The sequence below is a fragment of the Acidiphilium iwatense genome (genome assembly GCF_021556475.1).
Lineage (GTDB): Bacteria > Pseudomonadota > Alphaproteobacteria > Acetobacterales > Acetobacteraceae > Acidiphilium > Acidiphilium iwatense.
Genome location: NZ_JAKGBZ010000058.1, coordinates 1 through 15,846 on the forward strand (window position 1 = coordinate 1; position 15,846 = coordinate 15,846).

Genomic DNA, 15,846 nt, shown 5'->3' on the forward strand with positions numbered 1-15,846 from the left:
TCTTTGCCAAACTCAAGCAATTCCGCGCCATTGCAACGCGCTACGACAAAACCGCCAGAAACTTCCTCGCAGGCGTCCACCTCACCGCCACCGCTATCTGGCTTAATTGACGACACACCCTAGCAAACATATGATTCTAGTGTGGTTTTTGGTTCTGAAGTTCCTAAACGCACCGCCGCACATACGTAGGAACTTCAGAACCACCACACTAGCAGCGATTTCAGTCGGCCGCGAGCCCCCGTTTCGCCGCCCAGTTCGCGACCCACTCCTTCCGCAGCCCGGCCCCTTCGCCGCGGAAAAATTCGCCGTCCAGCACGCTGCCGATCACCCGGTCAGCGCGGAAACTGCGGATGCCCCGGCGCAATTCGCACCACGCGACGATCGTCGCCGTTTCCGAGTAGTAGATCAGCACGATCGGCCGGATGGTCCGGCTGGTCGCGCGGCCGAACTGATCCCGGTAGTCGATCGTCAGCTTCTGCTCGTCGCGGATCGCGCGGCGCACAATGGCGAGATCGATCCCCGCCGGCGTCGCCGCCACCGAACCCCAGGCGTAAAGGGCGCCGGCGTCCAGCGCCTGGCGCAGCGGCGGCGGGATGGCGGCGGCGATCTTCTGGCGAACCTGCTTTGCGGCATTCCTGAGCGCGGCATCGGCGGTCCGTTCCAGCAGCGCCAGCGCCAGCACGATCGCCTCGGTCTCCTCGATCGAGAACATCAGCGGCGGCAGATCGAAGCCGGGACGCAGGATATAGCCGATGCCGCGGCCGCCTTCGATCGGCACGCGCATGACCTGCAAGGCGGCGATGTCGCGGTAGATCGAGCGCGGCGTCACCTCCAGCTCCGCCGCGATCCGGGCGGCGGTCACCGGCTTGCCGGCAAGCCGGAGGATCTGGATGATCTCGAACAGGCGCGATGCCTTACGCATGGCTGCCATCTCCCCTCGTCGCAGCCGCAACTGACAGGCCCCTGGCCATTGGGGTGGTTTATACCGCGCGTCCCTGAATCGGAAAACACCGGCATCGCCGGCGCTTTGGGTCGCTCCAGCATATGATTGTCTTGCAAGGACACCACCATGACTGAAAGACTGGTAAAATACCGCACTCCCAAGAAACCGCCGCCAAGCCGGTTATCCGATGCGTTCGCAGCACCGGACGCACCGGGCGCGATGCGGCTCGCCATGCTTGCCGGCCCGGCGATCGGCTTCGCTTTGGGCGCCATGCTCGTCGTTGCCCTCGCCCTGGCGCTCGCCGGCGGCGGAGCCGCCGCGATGACGCACACGGCGATTTTCGTATTGTGACGCGTAATCCCGCGCCACCTTGACGCGGCAGTCGCGCCGATTGTCTATCCGGCCGGAACCGGCTGGAGACCGACAGGATGCGCCTTCGAGGCTGCCTCACCCGCCATCGCGCCATGCCAGGACGCAAAAGCGGCATTTTCAAGCGAATCTTCACCGGCGCGGACGGCGTGCGCGCGGGATGGCGCATCGTGCTGTTCGCCGCCATCGCCGGCACGCTGATCGCGGCGGGGATGTTCCTGCTGCACCATTTCAGGGTGTTTCAGCGCCTTGGGATCGATCATCCTCATCACCCGCCGCCGCTGACGCCGCTCGCCGTCGTCGTCGGCGACTCCGTGCTGCTGCTCTCCAGCCTCGCGGCAACCGGCGCAATGGCGTGGCTGGAGGGCGCCGGATTCACCGCCTACGGCCTCGGCGGTGCGCGTAAAACCCGGCTGTTCCTCGGCGGCTGGCTCGGCGGTTTCGCCGCCCTCGGCCTGCTCGCCGGACTGCTGATCGCGACCGGCGACAACATCGTCTCGCGCGGCGCGCACGGCGCGCTGGGCGATCTGCGCTATGGCGCGGAATGGCTCGGCGCCGCATTGCTGATCGCCCTCGCCGAGGAAATCAGCGCGCGCGGCTATCTGCTCTGGACCCTCGCGCGCGGCACCGGCTTCTGGCCGGCCTCGATCCTGCTCGCAATCGGCTTCGGCGCGATCCACGGCACCAATCCCGGCGAAACCCCGATCGGACTGCTCACCGCCGCCACCGCCGGATTGCTGTTCTGCCTCGCGATCCGGTTGACCGGCTCGCTCTGGTGGGCGATCGGCTTTCACATGGCCTGGGATTGGAGCGAGAATTTCGTCTATGGCAGCCGCGACAGCGGGCTGCGCTTCGCCGGCCGGATGCTGGAGTTGCGGCCGCACGGCAATATCTGGTTCAGCGGCGGCGTGACCGGGCCGGAAGGCAGCGTGTTCTGCCTCGCCGTGATGGCGCTCGCCGCCATCGCCACCTATATTCTGCTTCGCCCTGTGCGGATCAAAACCTTCGCCCGCGGCTGAACCGTCGCATTCTTGCGCGATGCACCACGGCTCGCCATAACTTGCCCATGGACATCATCGACAGTCTGCGCGCCTCCCTGGTGCCGCCGCACCGGGCCGGATTTCCGTTCATCGCGGCGGGCCTCGTCGTTCTGGTGCTCGGCCTGATCCTCGCCGGCTGGCTCGCCTGGATCGGGCTGATCGTCACCCTGTTATGCCTGTTCTTCTTCCGCGACCCCGAACGCGTGCCGCCGCCACGCCCCGATGCTGTGGTCGCCCCAGCCGACGGCCGCGTGGTGCTGGTCGATCTCGCGATTCCGCCCGCCGAGCTTGGCCTGGCTTTGACGCCGATGCCGCGCATCGCGATTTTCCTGTCGGTGCTCGATGTTCACGTCAACCGCATCCCGATGGCCGGCATCGTCACCCGCATCGCCTATCGCCACGGCAGCTTCGTCAATGCCGCCGCCAAGGAATCCGAGCAGAACGAGCGCAACGCGATCGCGATCCGCCTCGAATCCGGCGCGGAAATCGCCGTGGTGCAGATCGCCGGGCTGATCGCGCGGCGCATCCTGTGCGACATCCACGAAGGCGACCGGGTGGTCACCGGCGCGCGGTTCGGCATCATCCGGTTCGGCAGCCGCACTGATCTCTATCTGCCGCCCGGCACGGTGCCGCTGGTCGCAGTCGGCCAGCGCATGGTGGGCGGCGAGACGGTTCTGGCCAATCTCGCCCCGCCGGCCCCCGACTCCGTGGCGATATGAGCGAAACCGGCAAGCAACCCGGCCTGTTCGTTCTGCCGCGCCGCCGCCCGCCGCGCCGGCCCCGGCTGCGCGGACTGAGCTTCAACCGGATGCTGCCCAATCTGCTGACCTTGGTAGGTCTGTGCGTCGGCTTCACCGCGATCCGCTTCGCGCTCGACCAGCGCTTCGGCGCGGCGGTGATCGCCATCGCGGTCGCCGGCGCGATCGACGGGCTGGACGGAAGGCTCGCCCGCCTGCTCAAAGCCACATCCCGCTTCGGCGCGGAGTTCGACAGCCTGTCCGATTTCCTGTGCTTCGGCATCGCCCCGGCGCTGACCCTGTACCTCTGGTCGCTCGATGCATGGGGCGCGTTCGGCTATCTGCCCGCTTTGATGTTCACCGCCTGCATGGCGCTGCGTCTCGCCCGGTTCAACGCGGCGCTGGATGCGATGCCGCACCCGCCGGGCGCTCATCTGCCGCCCTCGCGGTTTTCCTATAATTTCTTCACCGGCGTGCCCGCGCCCGCCGGGGCGGCTTTGTCATTGCTGCCGATCTATCTCGGGCTCGAATCGGCGGAACACCGCGTGGTCTGGCTCGCCGACCTCGCCCATGCGCCGGCGCTGAGCGCCGTGGTTCTGGTCGGCACCGCCCTGCTCTGCGTCTCCACGATCGCGGTCTGGAGTTTCAAGAATTTCAAGGTGCCGCCGGAATACGTGCTCGGCCTGCTGCTCGGCATCGTGCTGTTCGCCGCATTGCTGATGGCCGACCCGTGGCTCGGCCTCGCTCTGCTCGCCATCGCCTATCTGGTCATGCTGCCGTTCAGCCACCGCAGCTTCAAACGCCTCCAGGCCGAGGCCGAGGCGCGCCTGCACCCCGATCAGGCCCCGGACGGGTCGTAATCACGCCGCGAGCACAAAGGTTCGGGGAAACATCTGCCTTGATTCAAACCATTTGATTGCCTTGGTGGCAGTGCTTTGCTATACATGACCAACTAGATGGTCATGAAAAATCCATGGACAATATGAGCCTTGCCGACGCCAAGGCGCATCTGAGTGAAGTGGTCGAGCGGGCGGCTTGCGGGGAAGTCATCCGAATCACGCGGCGGGGTAAGCCGGTGGCACAGATCAGTGCGGTGGCGAAGCCGCGCAAGCCTGTCGATATCGCTGCATTGCGCGCGGTGACCGCCGGCGCAAAAAAACAATCCGAGACGGCGCGGGATTTTGTACGGCGGATGCGCGATGAGGATCGGTATTGATCCTGTATCTCGATACGTCGGTGTTGGTCGCGGCGCTGACGCGCGAGGCGGAGACGGGGCGGATGCAGACTTGGCTCGGAGCCCAGGATGAGGAAAATCTGGCGATCAGTGACTGGGTGATTACCGAATTTTCTTCGGCCTTGTCGATCAAGCTGCGGGGCGGTCAGATCGATGCGGCCCAGCGGGCCGATGCGTTCGGGCTGTTCGCGCGGCTGAGCCAGGAGAGTTTCATGATCCTGCCGGTGTCCGGTGCACAATTCCGCACGGCGACACGATTCGCCGACCAGCATGGGCTCGGGTTGCGCGCGGGCGATGCGCTGCATCTCGCGATTTGCGGTGAATGCGGGGCAACACTCTGCACGCTGGATCGCGGGCTGAGCACAGCCGGAATCGAGGTCGGGGTGAAAACGGCGCTGCTTTGAGTGATGCCTGCGGATTATCACCCCCGCGCCTTCAGGAACCGGCTGAACGCCCGCAGCGAAACATCCGACACGTAATGCTCGATGCCCTCGGCATCCGCCTCGGCGGTTTCCGCCGGCACGCCCAGCGCCTCCAGCACCCGCACCACCAGCCGGTGGCGCGCGCGTACCCGCTCGGCCATCGCCTGGCCCTCCTCGGTCAGGAATACGCCGCGATAGGGCTTCGCCGTCGCCAGCCCCTCGCGTTTCAGCCGGTTGATGCTTTTCACCGCCGTCGGATGCGACACGCCGAGCCGCCGCGCGATGTCGATCGGCCGCGCTTCGCCGTTGATCGCGAGCAGGTCCGCGATCAGCTCGACATAATCCTCCAGCAGAGCGGTCGATTGCGCGTTCCGCGCCTTGCCGAACCGCTCCGCCTGGGTCGGCTCGGACGGCAGGCCGGATTCATCTTGCCGCGGCACGGCTTCCATCGCGTCTCGCTCCGTTCATGACGACCGGCTTACAACCAAGGCCGCCGCGACGCCAACAGGTTTCTGCGCGCATGGAATATCGCCATCACCATTATCCGATGCCTATTGACCAAAATAAAGCCAAGGCTATAATCTTTGGTATGAGCGTAACGACTGACACCCTTATCCGCGATCACGACGGCGCCCTGCACCGGGAGGCGATGGAATACGCCGCTCGCCGCATGGCGGTCTGGCAGCGCCGGAAGGTGTCGCTCGGCGTGCGCATCCTGTTCTGGTCCCTGCGTCTTTACGTGTTCGCCATGCTCTTCGTGGTCGGAATCGTGCTTCTGCGCCTGTCGCAATGAAAAGACATGCGGCCTTGGCCGAACCGCAAAACCCCGCGCATGAGGACTTCGACCGCGCGCGCGACCGCCGCGTCATCGAGATCATCCGCCGCCGCCGTTCGCGCTGGTCCGGCGTACGGCTGCTCCTGCTGCTCGCCGGCCCCGGCGTTCTCACCTTTCTCGGCGAGAACGACGCGCCGAGCATGCTCTCCTACGCGGCGACAGGCGCGCAATTCGGCATCGGCTTTTTCCTGCCCTTCGTCGCCGCCACCTTCGCGATCGGCTTCATCGTGCAGGAAATGGCGGCGCGCATCGGCGCCGCGACCGGCCAGGGCCACGCCGAGCTGATTTTCGCCCGATTCGGCCGGTTCTGGGGCGGCTTCGCGATGCTCGATCTGGTCGCCGGCAATTTTCTCACCCTGGTCACCGAATTCATCGGCATCCGCGCCGGTCTCGGCTTTTTCGGCGTGCCGCCTCTGGTCGCGGTCGGCTTCAGCATCCTGGTCATCGGCTTCGCGATCTCGACTTCGCGCTACAAGACCTGGGAACGCATCACCATGGGCCTTGCCTTGGGCAACGCGATTTTTCTCCCCGTCGCGTTGTTCGCCCACCCCGATCCCGGCGCGATCGGCCATGCCTTGCTCACCTGGGGCCCGCTGCCCAACGGCTTCACGCCCGGCACCATCACCCTGATGATCGCCGATATCGGCGCCACCGTGACACCCTGGATGCTGTTCTTCCAGCAGGGCGCGGTGGCCGATAAAGGCCTGACCACGCACGACCTCAAAGCCGTGCGGCTCGACACGCTGATCGGCTCGGTCCTCGCGGCGCTGTTCGGCATCGCGGCGATCGTGGCGACCGCGCCGCTGTTCACCCACGGCATCAGCGCCGGCAATTTCCAGGCCGCGCAATTCGCCGAAGCCATCGCCCCCTATACCGGGCATCTCGGCGCCGCTTTGTTCGCGATCGGCATTTTCGAAGCCGGGCTGGTCGCGGCGATCACCATTTCGACCTCGTCGGCCTATGCCTTCGGCGAGGTGCTCGGCCACGCTCACAGCCTGAACAGCCCGCTGCGCGAGGGTCTGCCCTTCTATATCGTCCTGCTCGGCTCGGCCTGCGCCGCCGGCGGCCTGACCCTGATTCCCGGCGCGCCGCTGGAGGAAATCGTCATCCTGGTCAACGTGGTGGCCACCCTCGCGATGCCGCCCGCATTGCTGTTCCTTCTGGTTCTCGCCAATGACCGGGAATTGATGGGCGACTATCGCAACCGGCTCGCCGGCAATATCGCCGGCATCGGCGTCACCGCGTTCCTGATCGCCTGCGGCCTCGGCTTCGCCGCGACCGTGGTGCTGCCCAGCCTATTTCGTTGAGGCGCGAACCGTGTCCGGCAGCCACAAAGCCGCGATACCCAGAACCGGCAGGAACGCGCAGATCCGATAGACCGTGGTGATGCTGGTCCAATCCGCGACCACGCCCAGCCCTGCCGCACCCAGCCCGGCGACGCCGAACGCCAGGCCGAAGAACAGGCCGGACACCGCACCCACCCTTCCTGGCATCAACTCGTTGGCATAGACCACGATCGCCGAAAACGCCGACGACAAAATCAGCCCGATCATCACGCTCAGCACCACGGTCATCGGCAGGTTGGCGAAGGGCAGCGCCAGGGTGAACGGCAGCACGCCCAGAATCGAACCCCGGATCACCGCGCGCCGGCCGATCCGGTCGCCGATCGGCCCGCCGATCATGGTGCCCGCTGCCGCCGCCGCGAGGAACACGAACAAATCGATCTGTGCCGACTGCACCGGCAGATGAAACCGGTGCATGAGGTAGAAAATGTAATAGGAATTGATGCTGGCGAGATAGACGAACTTCGACATCATCAGCACGGCGAGCAACGCCAGCGGCACCATGATTTTGCCCGGCGGCGCATCGTCGCGCACCACCACCCGCGCCCGCGGCTTCGCGTGCCCGTTGGCGCGGAACCACGCGCCGATCGCGGTCAGAATCGCCATCCCGAGCAGCGCCGCCAGCACGAACCACGCCATGCTTTCCCGCCCGCGCGGCAGGATGAAAAACGCCGCCAGCAGCGGCCCGAGCGACTGGCCGAAATTGCCGCCGACCTGAAACAGCGACTGCGCGAAGCCATGCCGCCCGCCCGACGCCGCCCGCGCGATGCGCGAGGATTCCGGATGGAACACCGAAGAGCCGATCCCCAGCAGCGCGGCACCGCCCAGCAACTCGGGATAACCCGTCGCGAACGCCAGACAGACCAGCCCGGCCAGGGTGAACCCCATGCCGACCGGCAGCGAAAACGGCTTCGGCTTCGCGTCGGTATAAAGCCCGATCAGCGGCTGCAGCAGCGAGGCCGTCACCTGATACACCAGGGTAAGCAGCCCGATCTGCGCGAAATTCAGGTGAAACCCGCCCTTGAGCAGCGGGTAGATCGCCGGCAGCAGCGCCTGCATCATGTCGTTCAGCATGTGACAGATACTGATCCCCACCAGCACCGCCATGGCGGCACGGCTGGCGGATTTCTGCTCGGTCCCGACGACTGCGCTCACGCTCAACCCTCCGATCGGTCAGCATATAAGACACAATCGGGCGCGGCACACTCTCGTCCTGTGCAATCAAGCCATGCTACCAGCCTTTCATGGTCCATGTTCGTTTCGCTCCGTCGCCCACCGGCTACCTCCACGCCGGCAACGCCCGCCAGGCCGTGGTCAATTACCTGTTCGCCCGCGCCCAGGGCGGCCGGTTCCTGCTCCGCATCGACGATACCGATACCGAGCGCTCGCGCCCGGAATACGAAGCGGCGATCGAGCAGGATCTGCGCTGGCTCGGCATCGAATGGGACTCGCTGGTAAAGCAGTCGGACCGGCTCGCCCGCTACGCCGAAGCCGCCGACCGGCTCAAAGCCGCCGGCCTGCTCTACCCGTGCTTCGAATCCGAGGAGGAACTCGCCGCGAAGCGCGCGCAGCGGGCCAAACGCAAACTCCCGCCGATCTACGACCGCGCGATGCTGAAACTCACCCCGGAACAGCGCTCGGCGGCCGAAGCGAACGGCAAGACACCCTACTGGCGGTTCAAATTGTCGGACGGTGCAATCGCCTGGGGCGATCTCGTGCTCGGCCGCCGCGAAGTCCGCCTGAACACCCTGTCCGACCCGGTGCTGATCCGCGCCGATAACACCCCGCTCTACACCTTCACCTCGGTGGTGGACGATCTCGATCTCGCCATCACCCACATCATTCGCGGCGAAGACCACGTCACCAACACCGTCGTGCAGATCGACCTGCTGCGCGCCCTGGCGCCGCGCGCATCTCTGCCCGTCTTCGCCCATCTGCCGCTGATTTCCGATGCCGCCGGCGACAAGCTCTCCAAACGCGCCGGCAGTATTTCTCTCCGCACCCTGCGGCGGGACGGGATCGAGGCACGCGCCCTCGCCGGCTATCTGGCACGGCTCGGCTCGCGCCGCGACCCCGAACCGCTCACCCTCGCCGAACTCGCCGAAACCTTCGACCTCGCCGATTTCTCGCGCGGCGCGCCCCGCTTCGACCCGAAGCAACTGCTCGCGCTGAACCGCAAGGTGCTGCACGGCCTGTCCTATGCGGATGTCGCCAGCCGCCTGCCGGATGGGGCGGGAGAAGAATTCTGGATGGCGGTGCGCGGCAATCTCGATCTTCTCTCCGAAGCGCGCAACTGGTGGGAGGTGGTTCAGGGCGGCATCGACACCCCGAACCTGCCCGAAGCGCGCGACCTGCTGACCGCCGCGCGCGACGCGCTGCCGCCCGAACCCTGGGACGAAACCACCTGGAAAACCTGGACCACCGCCATCTCCGCCGCCACCGGCGCGCGCGGCAAATCGCTCTACATGCCGCTCCGCCTCGCCCTGACCGGCGAGAGCCACGGCCCCGAGCTGGCGGCGCTGCTCCCTTTGATCGGCCGCCCCCGCGCTCTGGCGCGCCTGAACCGGGCGGCGGGGTAGGTCCGCATTGGAGTGGTGACAAAAAGATTGATCGTCACAGCGTCAATCCAAACAGCCTACCCAATCGGTCGGAATGACCCTTATTCCCCCTCATCCTGTTCAAGTGCGGCTTCATAATCCTGCCCGCCGTGGAACACACCGATGATCGCGACACGATCCGCCTCTATGCTGAAGGCGATGACTGTTCTTTTTCGATAATTCATGATCCGCAGTCCTGGGCGGATGTCATCGCGCGCAATGGCGCGGCGCGGCAGCGTGGCTAGGGATTCACAACGCGTTATCAGCGCTTCGGTATAGCGTGCCGCCATATCCGGCGTGGCGTTCGTTGCGAGATGGTGGTGCAAGGCGGCAAGCTGGCTTTGCGCTTCGGGCGTAAAGACGATCGTGCAGGTCTTCACCGTGATGCTTTGGCCTTTGCGTGTTCGCGCGCGAGTATAGCGCGGACATCGCCCACCGAAATCGCGCGTGTGGGATCGGCTTTCAGTGCGTCATAGGCTGGCGCCACCTGTTCGCGCAGCCAGCTCTCCACGGCTCGGTCACGGGCAAGCAGGGTGCGAAGTCCGTCGCGGATGACTTCGCTCTCGCTCGCATATTCACCGGCCGCGACCTTGGCGCGAATGAGTTGTGCCATCTCCTTGGGCAGGGTGATGCTCATTTGCTGGGTCGAACGCATCGGACCACTCCTATGAAATAAGTAGGATTAAATCCTACCAAACTGGACGGACAATTTCAACGGCTTTTCCGCGCCTTCCTTCTTCCGCACCGCACAAAAGGGCTTGCCAGCAAGATTATGTCGCAATAGCTTGCGCCGGCGCAGCGATTCCCGCCCTCCTCGCCGTCCCGGAGCAAAACATGAAAAAATTCAAGCGCCTGCTCGTCGCCAACCGCTCCGAGATCGCGATCCGGGTGTTTCGCGCCGCGACCGAACTCGGCATCGCCACCATCGCCGTCTATGCCGAGCAGGACAAGCTTTCGCTGCACCGCTTCAAGGCGGACGAAGCCTATCTGATCGGCAAGGGGCTCGGCCCGATCGAAGCCTATCTCTCGATCGACGAGGTATTGCGCGTCGCCGTCGAGGCCCGCGCCGATGCGATCCACCCCGGCTACGGGTTTCTTTCGGAAAACCCCGATTTCGCCGATGCCTGCGCCGCCTCCGGCATCGTGTTCATCGGCCCCGATCCGCGGACCATGCGCACCCTGGGCAACAAGGTCGCGGCGCGCAACCTCGCCGTCTCGGTCGGCGTGCCGGTGATGCCGGCGAGCCCGCCGTTGACCGACGATGCCGAAGCCACCAAACGCATCGCCGCCGAAATCGGCTACCCGGTGATGCTGAAAGCCTCCTGGGGCGGCGGCGGGCGCGGGATGCGGCCGATCGATGCCGAAGACACGCTGATCGAGCAGGTCGAAACCGCCCGGCGCGAAGCCAAGGCCGCGTTCGGCAACGACGAGGTCTATCTCGAAAAACTGGTCCGCCGCGCCCGCCATGTCGAGGTGCAGTTGCTCGGCGATTCCCACGGCAATCTGGTTCATCTGTTCGAGCGCGACTGCTCGATCCAGCGCCGCCACCAGAAAGTCGTCGAGCGCGCGCCGGCCCCCTATCTCGATCATGAAACCCGCGCCGGGCTGTGCGAGGCCGCGCTGAACATCGGCCGCGCCACCGACTACAAAAACGCCGGCACCGTCGAATTCCTGCTCGACCGTGACACCGGCAACTTCTATTTCATCGAGGTCAACCCGCGCATCCAGGTCGAGCACACGGTCACCGAAATGGTCACCGGGATCGACATCGTCAAAGCCCAGATCCGCATCGCCGAAGGTGGCCATATCGGCAACCTGCCCGAAACCGGCGTGCCAGCACAGGACGCCATCGCGCTCGACGGCAACGCATTGCAATGCCGGATCACCACCGAGAATCCCGAAAACAATTTCATCCCCGATTACGGCCGCATCTCCGCCTATCGCGGCGCCTTCGGCTTCGGCATCAGGCTCGACGGCGGCACCGCCTATTCCGGCGCCGTGGTCACCCGCTTCTATGACGCCTTGTTGGAAAAAGTGACTGCCTGGGCGCCGACGCCGGAAGAAGCCATCGCCCGCATGGTCCGCGCCTTGCGGGAATACCGCATCCGGGGCGTCACCACCAATCTGCCGTTTCTCGAAGCCCTGCTCACCCATCCGTCGTTTCAGGCCGGCGACTACACCACCCGCTTCATCGACACCACGCCCGAATTGTTTTCATTGCCGAAACGCCGCGACCGCGCCACCCGCCTGCTCCGTTACGTCGCCGACGTCACCGTCAACGGCCATCCCGAAACGCGCGGCAAGAAGCGCCCAGCGGCCCATGCCCGCACGCCGGACGCGCCGCGCATCGCCGCCAAACCCGCCGACGGCACCAGGCAACTCCTCGACAAACTCGGCCCGAATGGCTTCGCCGAATGGATGCGCGCGCAATCGCGCGTCCTGGTCACCGACACCACCATGCGCGACGCCCATCAATCGTTGTTAGCGACGCGGATGCGCAGCTACGACATCGCCGCCGCCGCACCCGCCTATGCCGCCGGACTGCCCGGATTGTTCTCTCTCGAATGCTGGGGTGGCGCCACCTTCGATGTCGCGATGCGCTTTCTCAACGAAAACCCATGGGAGCTGCTGGCAAAAATCCGCACTGCCGCTCCTAACATTCTGTTGCAGATGCTGCTGCGCGGCGCCAACGGCGTCGGCTATACCAACTACCCGGACAATGTGGTGCGCTTCTTCGTCCAGCGGGCCGCCGCCGGCGGCATCGATTTGTTCCGCGTTTTCGACTGCCTCAACTGGGTCGAGAACATGCGCGTCGCGATCGATGCGGTGCTTGAGGCCGGCAAGCTCGCGGAAGGCGCGATCTGCTACACCGGCGACATCCTCGACCCCGAACGCGCCAAATATTCGCTGAACTACTATGTCGATCTCGCCAGGCAGCTCGAAGCCGCCGGCTGCCACATCATCGCGATCAAGGACATGGCCGGCGTGCTGAAACCCTCCGCCGCCACCGTTCTGGTCCGCGCCTTGCGCGATGCGACCGCGCTGCCGATCCATCTGCACACCCACGACACCTCGGGGATTTCGGCGGCGACCGTGCTGGCGGCGGTCGAAGCCGGGGCGGATGCGATCGACGCCGCGATGGACCCGATGTCCGGCCTCACCTCGCAACCCTGCCTCGGCTCGCTGGTCGAAGCCTGGCGCCATACCGGGCGCGATACCGGACTCGATCCCGCGATCATCCGCCGCCTGAGCTTCTATTGGGAGGCGGTGCGCGCGCAATACGCCGCGTTCGAGAGCGATCTGCAATCCGGCGCCTCGGAAGTCTATCTCCACGAAATGCCCGGCGGCCAGTTCACCAATCTACGCGAGCAGGCGCGCTCGCTCGGCCTCGCGGAGCGCTGGCACGACATCGCCCGTACCTACCGCGACGTCAACATGATGTTCGGCGATATCGTCAAGGTCACGCCCTCATCCAAGGTGGTGGGCGACATGGCGCTGATGATGGTCGCACAGGATCTCGGCGTCGCCGACATTCTCGACCCGGCGCGGGAAATCGCCTTTCCCGCCTCGGCGGTCGACATGCTGCGCGGCGATCTCGGCCAGCCACCCGGCGGATGGCCCAGCCTGCTGCAGGCCAAGGCGCTGCACGACCAGCAACCCTATACCGTCCGCCCCGGCTCGTTGCTCGCCGCCGCCGATCTCGACGCGATGCGCGCCCGCGCCGCCGCGCGCTGCGAGGGCGCGATCACCGATGACGATCTCGCCGCCTATGCGATGTATCCCGAGGTCTATGCCGCCTATCGCGCGGCGCGGCGCACCTATGGGCCGGTCGCGGTGCTGCCCACCCCGGTGTTTTTCTACGGTATGCAGCCGGGCGATGAAATCGCCATCGAAATCGAGGCCGGCAAGACCCTGATTCTGCGCCTACAGGCGATCGGCGAAACCGACGAGGAAGGCAATGCGCGGGTGTTTTTCGAACTCAACGGCCAGCCGCGCGTGGTGAAGGTGCCGAACCGCGCGGTCACCCCGGCGCGGGCGGCGCGGCGCAAGGCCGACGAGGCGAAGGACCATGAAATCGGCGCGCCGATGCCCGGCACCATCGCCACCATCCTGGTGCGCGAGGGCCAGAACATCGCCCAGGGCGAAGCCCTGATCGCGATCGAGGCGATGAAAATGCAGACCCGGATTGCCGCACCGCGCGACGGCACGGTGAAGGCGCTGCACGTCAAGCCCGGCGAGGCGGTGGACGCGAAGGATCTGCTAGTGGAGATTGGATAACGACGTGAATCCCGGTGAATATTTTTCTCCCGATCCAATGTAAGAATGATATGATCGTTCATCTGTTGCGGGGAGGCAACCAATGGAACAGCCCGATAAAGAACGGAAAATTATCCTCGATGAAAAAGCTCTGGCGTCGATCGAAACGACGATTGACTGCGTGATTTCTCTGATCCAATCCCAGTATGGTGAACAATACGTCCGGGCTGAGGCGGAGCGGCAATTCCATAACTCATTGAAATTTGATGAATTTAATAATAATCTTCTTGAATTACTCACCACAGTCAAAGATCAGGACGCCAAAGTCAAAGGTCAGGACGCCGAAGTCAATGGTCAGGACGCCGAAGTCAATGGTCAGGGCGCCGAAGTCAATGGTCAGGGCGCCGATAAAAAATTGAATGGCCTTGTATCGGCACACGCGATGATCCTCGCGAAAACGGCGGAAATCGAGCTTCTGCAATTGAGATTCACGATGCCGCCAACCCTTACTTCCAGCGAGTCACCCACCCCGCCGACAATGGCTTTGGCAACGCCTGGCTGGGTGTCCCATCTTTTGAACTATCTCGGCGGAATCGCCGCATCGATCTGGAAAATCATCCAGAGCCTGCTGACGCCGAAATCCTGGTCGATCGAAGGCGGCATATCGTTTCCGGGCCTTGTGAACGCGTCTCTGAAAATCGAATTCGGCTGAACCGGCAATCCTGAATTCGGCTTACGTCTCAACCGTCACGCTCCGCCGGTTCGAAATCATTGCCAGGAACTCCCGCCTGGTGGATGGGTTGTCGCGGAACGCGCCGAGCATCCGGCTGGTCACCATCGCCACCCCGGTTTTGTGAACTCCGCGCGTCGACATGCATTCGTGCCCGGCCTCGATCACCACGGCGACCCCGCGCGGCTGCAGCACGTCGTTGATCGTGTTGGCGATCTGCGCGGTCAGTTTTTCCTGAATTTGCAACCGCTTGGCGTAGGCATCCACCACCCGCGCGAGCTTGCTGATCCCCACCACCCGCTTGTCGGGCAGATAGCCGACATGCGCGACGCCGACGATCGGCACCATATGGTGCTCGCAATGGGATTCGAGGCGGATGTCGCGCAGCACGATCATCTCGTCGTACCCCTCGATTTCCTCGAAGGTGCGGGTCAGGATATCTTCGGGGTCCTCGGCATAGCCGCGGAAGAACTCCTCGTAGGCCCGCGCGACGCGGGCCGGCGTGTCCTGCAGCCCCTCGCGCGCCGGGTCGTCGCCGGCCCAGCGGATCAGGGTGCGGATCGCCGCCTCGGCCTCGGCACGGCTCGGCCGCTTCAGGCCGACCTCGCGATTCAGCGCGTCCTTCGGGGTTTCAATATCCACGTCCGATCTCCCAATCAGGCCGCTCGAACGCCGCAGCCACCCTGCCATATGGTCTAAACCGGCAATCCCGCAACCTCAATGCAGCCGCAGATCGCCATGCGGGCTGTCGAGGCTGAACGACGGCGTGGCGACATCGAGCTTTTCGCCGCTATCCACCGCGATCATGTGGAATATCCCGCTCATGAAGCCGGACGGCGTCTCCAGCGGGGTGCCGGAGGTATATTCGAACGCATCGCCCGGATCGAGCACCGGCTGTTCGCCGACCACTCCCGGCCCGTGGACCTGCTGGACATGGCCGTGCGCGTCGGTGATGGTCCAGGTCCGCCGCAACAACTGCACCGTGAGCGGCCCGTTATTCTCGATGCGCACCTTGTAGGCCCAGACGAAATGCCGGGATTCCGGGCGCGACTCGTCTTCCAGGAAAAACGCCCGGATGGTCACCCTGATCCCGGCGGTCTCCCGTGAAAAGACATCGTTCGGCTCCGCAAGTCGCTTGATAGTCATTCTAGTGTTCCGTTTCGGAAATTCGTTTGAGTTGCCGGAAGCGTTCTCCGAATTTCCGAAACGATAGAACACTAGGGTGTGTCGTCATTTGACCGGGGGGATTCCGGCGCGACCGTTTTCCTGATTCATAGCAGATCAGCATTCCGAAAGGCTGATTGATGGGGCGTTATGGGCTGAGGGCTGACCAATGGGA

The 15,846-nt window shown here is 64.8% G+C and carries 18 protein-coding genes and 1 pseudogene; 12 read left to right on the forward strand and 7 right to left on the reverse strand.

The features are described 5' to 3' along the window. A pseudogene (locus L2A60_RS17855) lies at positions 1-110 on the forward strand (IS5/IS1182 family transposase); the annotation flags it as partial. A gap of 110 nt (positions 111-220) precedes the next feature. Here L2A60_RS17855 and L2A60_RS17860 read toward each other — a convergent pair. Continuing rightward, on the reverse strand, positions 221-922 hold the full coding sequence (locus L2A60_RS17860) for a helix-turn-helix transcriptional regulator (protein ID WP_235705803.1): 702 nt from the start codon (positions 920-922) through the stop codon (positions 221-223). A gap of 147 nt (positions 923-1,069) precedes the next feature. Between L2A60_RS17860 and L2A60_RS17865 the strand changes: the two genes are divergently transcribed. The 6 genes from L2A60_RS17865 (at position 1,070) to L2A60_RS17890 (ending at position 4,727) form a co-directional block, all read left to right on the forward strand. After that, complete coding sequence (locus L2A60_RS17865; protein ID WP_235705804.1) at positions 1,070-1,294, forward strand: hypothetical protein; 225 nt, start codon at positions 1,070-1,072, stop codon at positions 1,292-1,294. Positions 1,295-1,371: 77 nt separating this feature from the next. Continuing rightward, on the forward strand, positions 1,372-2,331 hold the full coding sequence (locus L2A60_RS17870) for a CPBP family intramembrane glutamic endopeptidase (protein ID WP_235705805.1): 960 nt from the start codon (positions 1,372-1,374) through the stop codon (positions 2,329-2,331). A gap of 47 nt (positions 2,332-2,378) precedes the next feature. Then, positions 2,379-3,071 (forward strand): phosphatidylserine decarboxylase, encoded by a 693-nt coding sequence (locus L2A60_RS17875; RefSeq protein ID WP_235705806.1) that lies wholly within the window; start codon positions 2,379-2,381, stop codon positions 3,069-3,071. Beyond that, positions 3,068-3,949 (forward strand): CDP-alcohol phosphatidyltransferase family protein, encoded by an 882-nt coding sequence (locus L2A60_RS17880; protein ID WP_235705807.1) that lies wholly within the window; start codon positions 3,068-3,070, stop codon positions 3,947-3,949. The genes L2A60_RS17875 and L2A60_RS17880 overlap by 4 nt, the downstream gene beginning before the upstream one ends. Positions 3,950-4,071: 122 nt before the next feature. Continuing rightward, entirely contained in the window at positions 4,072-4,305 is a 234-nt protein-coding gene (locus L2A60_RS17885; protein ID WP_235705808.1) for a type II toxin-antitoxin system Phd/YefM family antitoxin, read from the forward strand. Next, complete coding sequence (locus tag L2A60_RS17890; RefSeq protein WP_235705809.1) at positions 4,302-4,727, forward strand: type II toxin-antitoxin system VapC family toxin; 426 nt, start codon at positions 4,302-4,304, stop codon at positions 4,725-4,727. The genes L2A60_RS17885 and L2A60_RS17890 overlap by 4 nt, the downstream gene beginning before the upstream one ends. 17 nt (positions 4,728-4,744) lie before the next feature. Here the strand turns inward: L2A60_RS17890 and mntR are convergent, their stop codons facing one another. Next, positions 4,745-5,194, reverse strand: coding sequence for a manganese-binding transcriptional regulator MntR (gene mntR, locus L2A60_RS17895; protein ID WP_235705810.1), 450 nt, complete (start codon positions 5,192-5,194; stop codon positions 4,745-4,747). 140 nt (positions 5,195-5,334) lie between these two features. On the opposite strand from mntR, the gene L2A60_RS17900 reads away from it, so the two are divergent. After that, entirely contained in the window at positions 5,335-5,538 is a 204-nt protein-coding gene (locus tag L2A60_RS17900) for a hypothetical protein (protein ID WP_235705811.1), read from the forward strand. Then, positions 5,535-6,887, forward strand: a complete 1,353-nt coding sequence (locus L2A60_RS17905; RefSeq protein WP_235705812.1) for an NRAMP family divalent metal transporter — start codon at positions 5,535-5,537, stop codon at positions 6,885-6,887. Before L2A60_RS17900 ends, L2A60_RS17905 begins: the two co-directional genes overlap by 4 nt. On the opposite strand, the gene L2A60_RS17910 is transcribed toward L2A60_RS17905, so the two are convergent. Beyond that, positions 6,876-8,078, reverse strand: coding sequence for an MFS transporter (locus L2A60_RS17910; protein ID WP_407932569.1), 1,203 nt, complete (start codon positions 8,076-8,078; stop codon positions 6,876-6,878). The genes L2A60_RS17905 and L2A60_RS17910 overlap by 12 nt on opposite strands. A gap of 89 nt (positions 8,079-8,167) precedes the next feature. On the opposite strand from L2A60_RS17910, the gene gltX reads away from it, so the two are divergent. Continuing rightward, positions 8,168-9,502 carry a glutamate--tRNA ligase gene (gene gltX, locus L2A60_RS17915; RefSeq protein ID WP_235705813.1) on the forward strand — a complete coding sequence of 445 codons (1,335 nt, stop codon included), beginning with the start codon at positions 8,168-8,170 and terminating at the stop codon, positions 9,500-9,502. Positions 9,503-9,582: 80 nt separating this feature from the next. On the opposite strand, the gene L2A60_RS17920 is transcribed toward gltX, so the two are convergent. Both L2A60_RS17920 and L2A60_RS17925 read right to left on the reverse strand, forming a co-directional pair. After that, a complete protein-coding gene (locus L2A60_RS17920; protein WP_235705814.1) occupies positions 9,583-9,900 on the reverse strand; it encodes a type II toxin-antitoxin system RelE/ParE family toxin in 318 nt (105 codons plus the stop codon). Continuing rightward, entirely contained in the window at positions 9,897-10,175 is a 279-nt protein-coding gene (locus tag L2A60_RS17925) for a type II toxin-antitoxin system ParD family antitoxin (RefSeq protein ID WP_235705815.1), read from the reverse strand. Before L2A60_RS17925 ends, L2A60_RS17920 begins: the two co-directional genes overlap by 4 nt. Before the next feature lie 179 nt (positions 10,176-10,354). On the opposite strand from L2A60_RS17925, the gene pyc reads away from it, so the two are divergent. After that, positions 10,355-13,798: a pyruvate carboxylase gene (gene pyc / locus L2A60_RS17930; RefSeq protein WP_235705816.1), complete on the forward strand. Its 3,444-nt coding sequence runs from the start codon at positions 10,355-10,357 to the stop codon at positions 13,796-13,798. 82 nt (positions 13,799-13,880) lie between these two features. Further along, positions 13,881-14,489 (forward strand): hypothetical protein, encoded by a 609-nt coding sequence (locus L2A60_RS17935; RefSeq protein ID WP_235705817.1) that lies wholly within the window; start codon positions 13,881-13,883, stop codon positions 14,487-14,489. Positions 14,490-14,510: 21 nt separating this feature from the next. On the opposite strand, the gene folE is transcribed toward L2A60_RS17935, so the two are convergent. Together folE and apaG are read right to left on the reverse strand one after the other, a co-directional pair. Continuing rightward, positions 14,511-15,149 (reverse strand): GTP cyclohydrolase I FolE, encoded by a 639-nt coding sequence (gene folE / locus L2A60_RS17940; RefSeq protein WP_235705818.1) that lies wholly within the window; start codon positions 15,147-15,149, stop codon positions 14,511-14,513. 75 nt (positions 15,150-15,224) lie between these two features. Further along, complete coding sequence (gene apaG, locus L2A60_RS17945; RefSeq protein WP_235705819.1) at positions 15,225-15,653, reverse strand: Co2+/Mg2+ efflux protein ApaG; 429 nt, start codon at positions 15,651-15,653, stop codon at positions 15,225-15,227. Positions 15,654-15,846 lie beyond the last annotated feature (193 nt).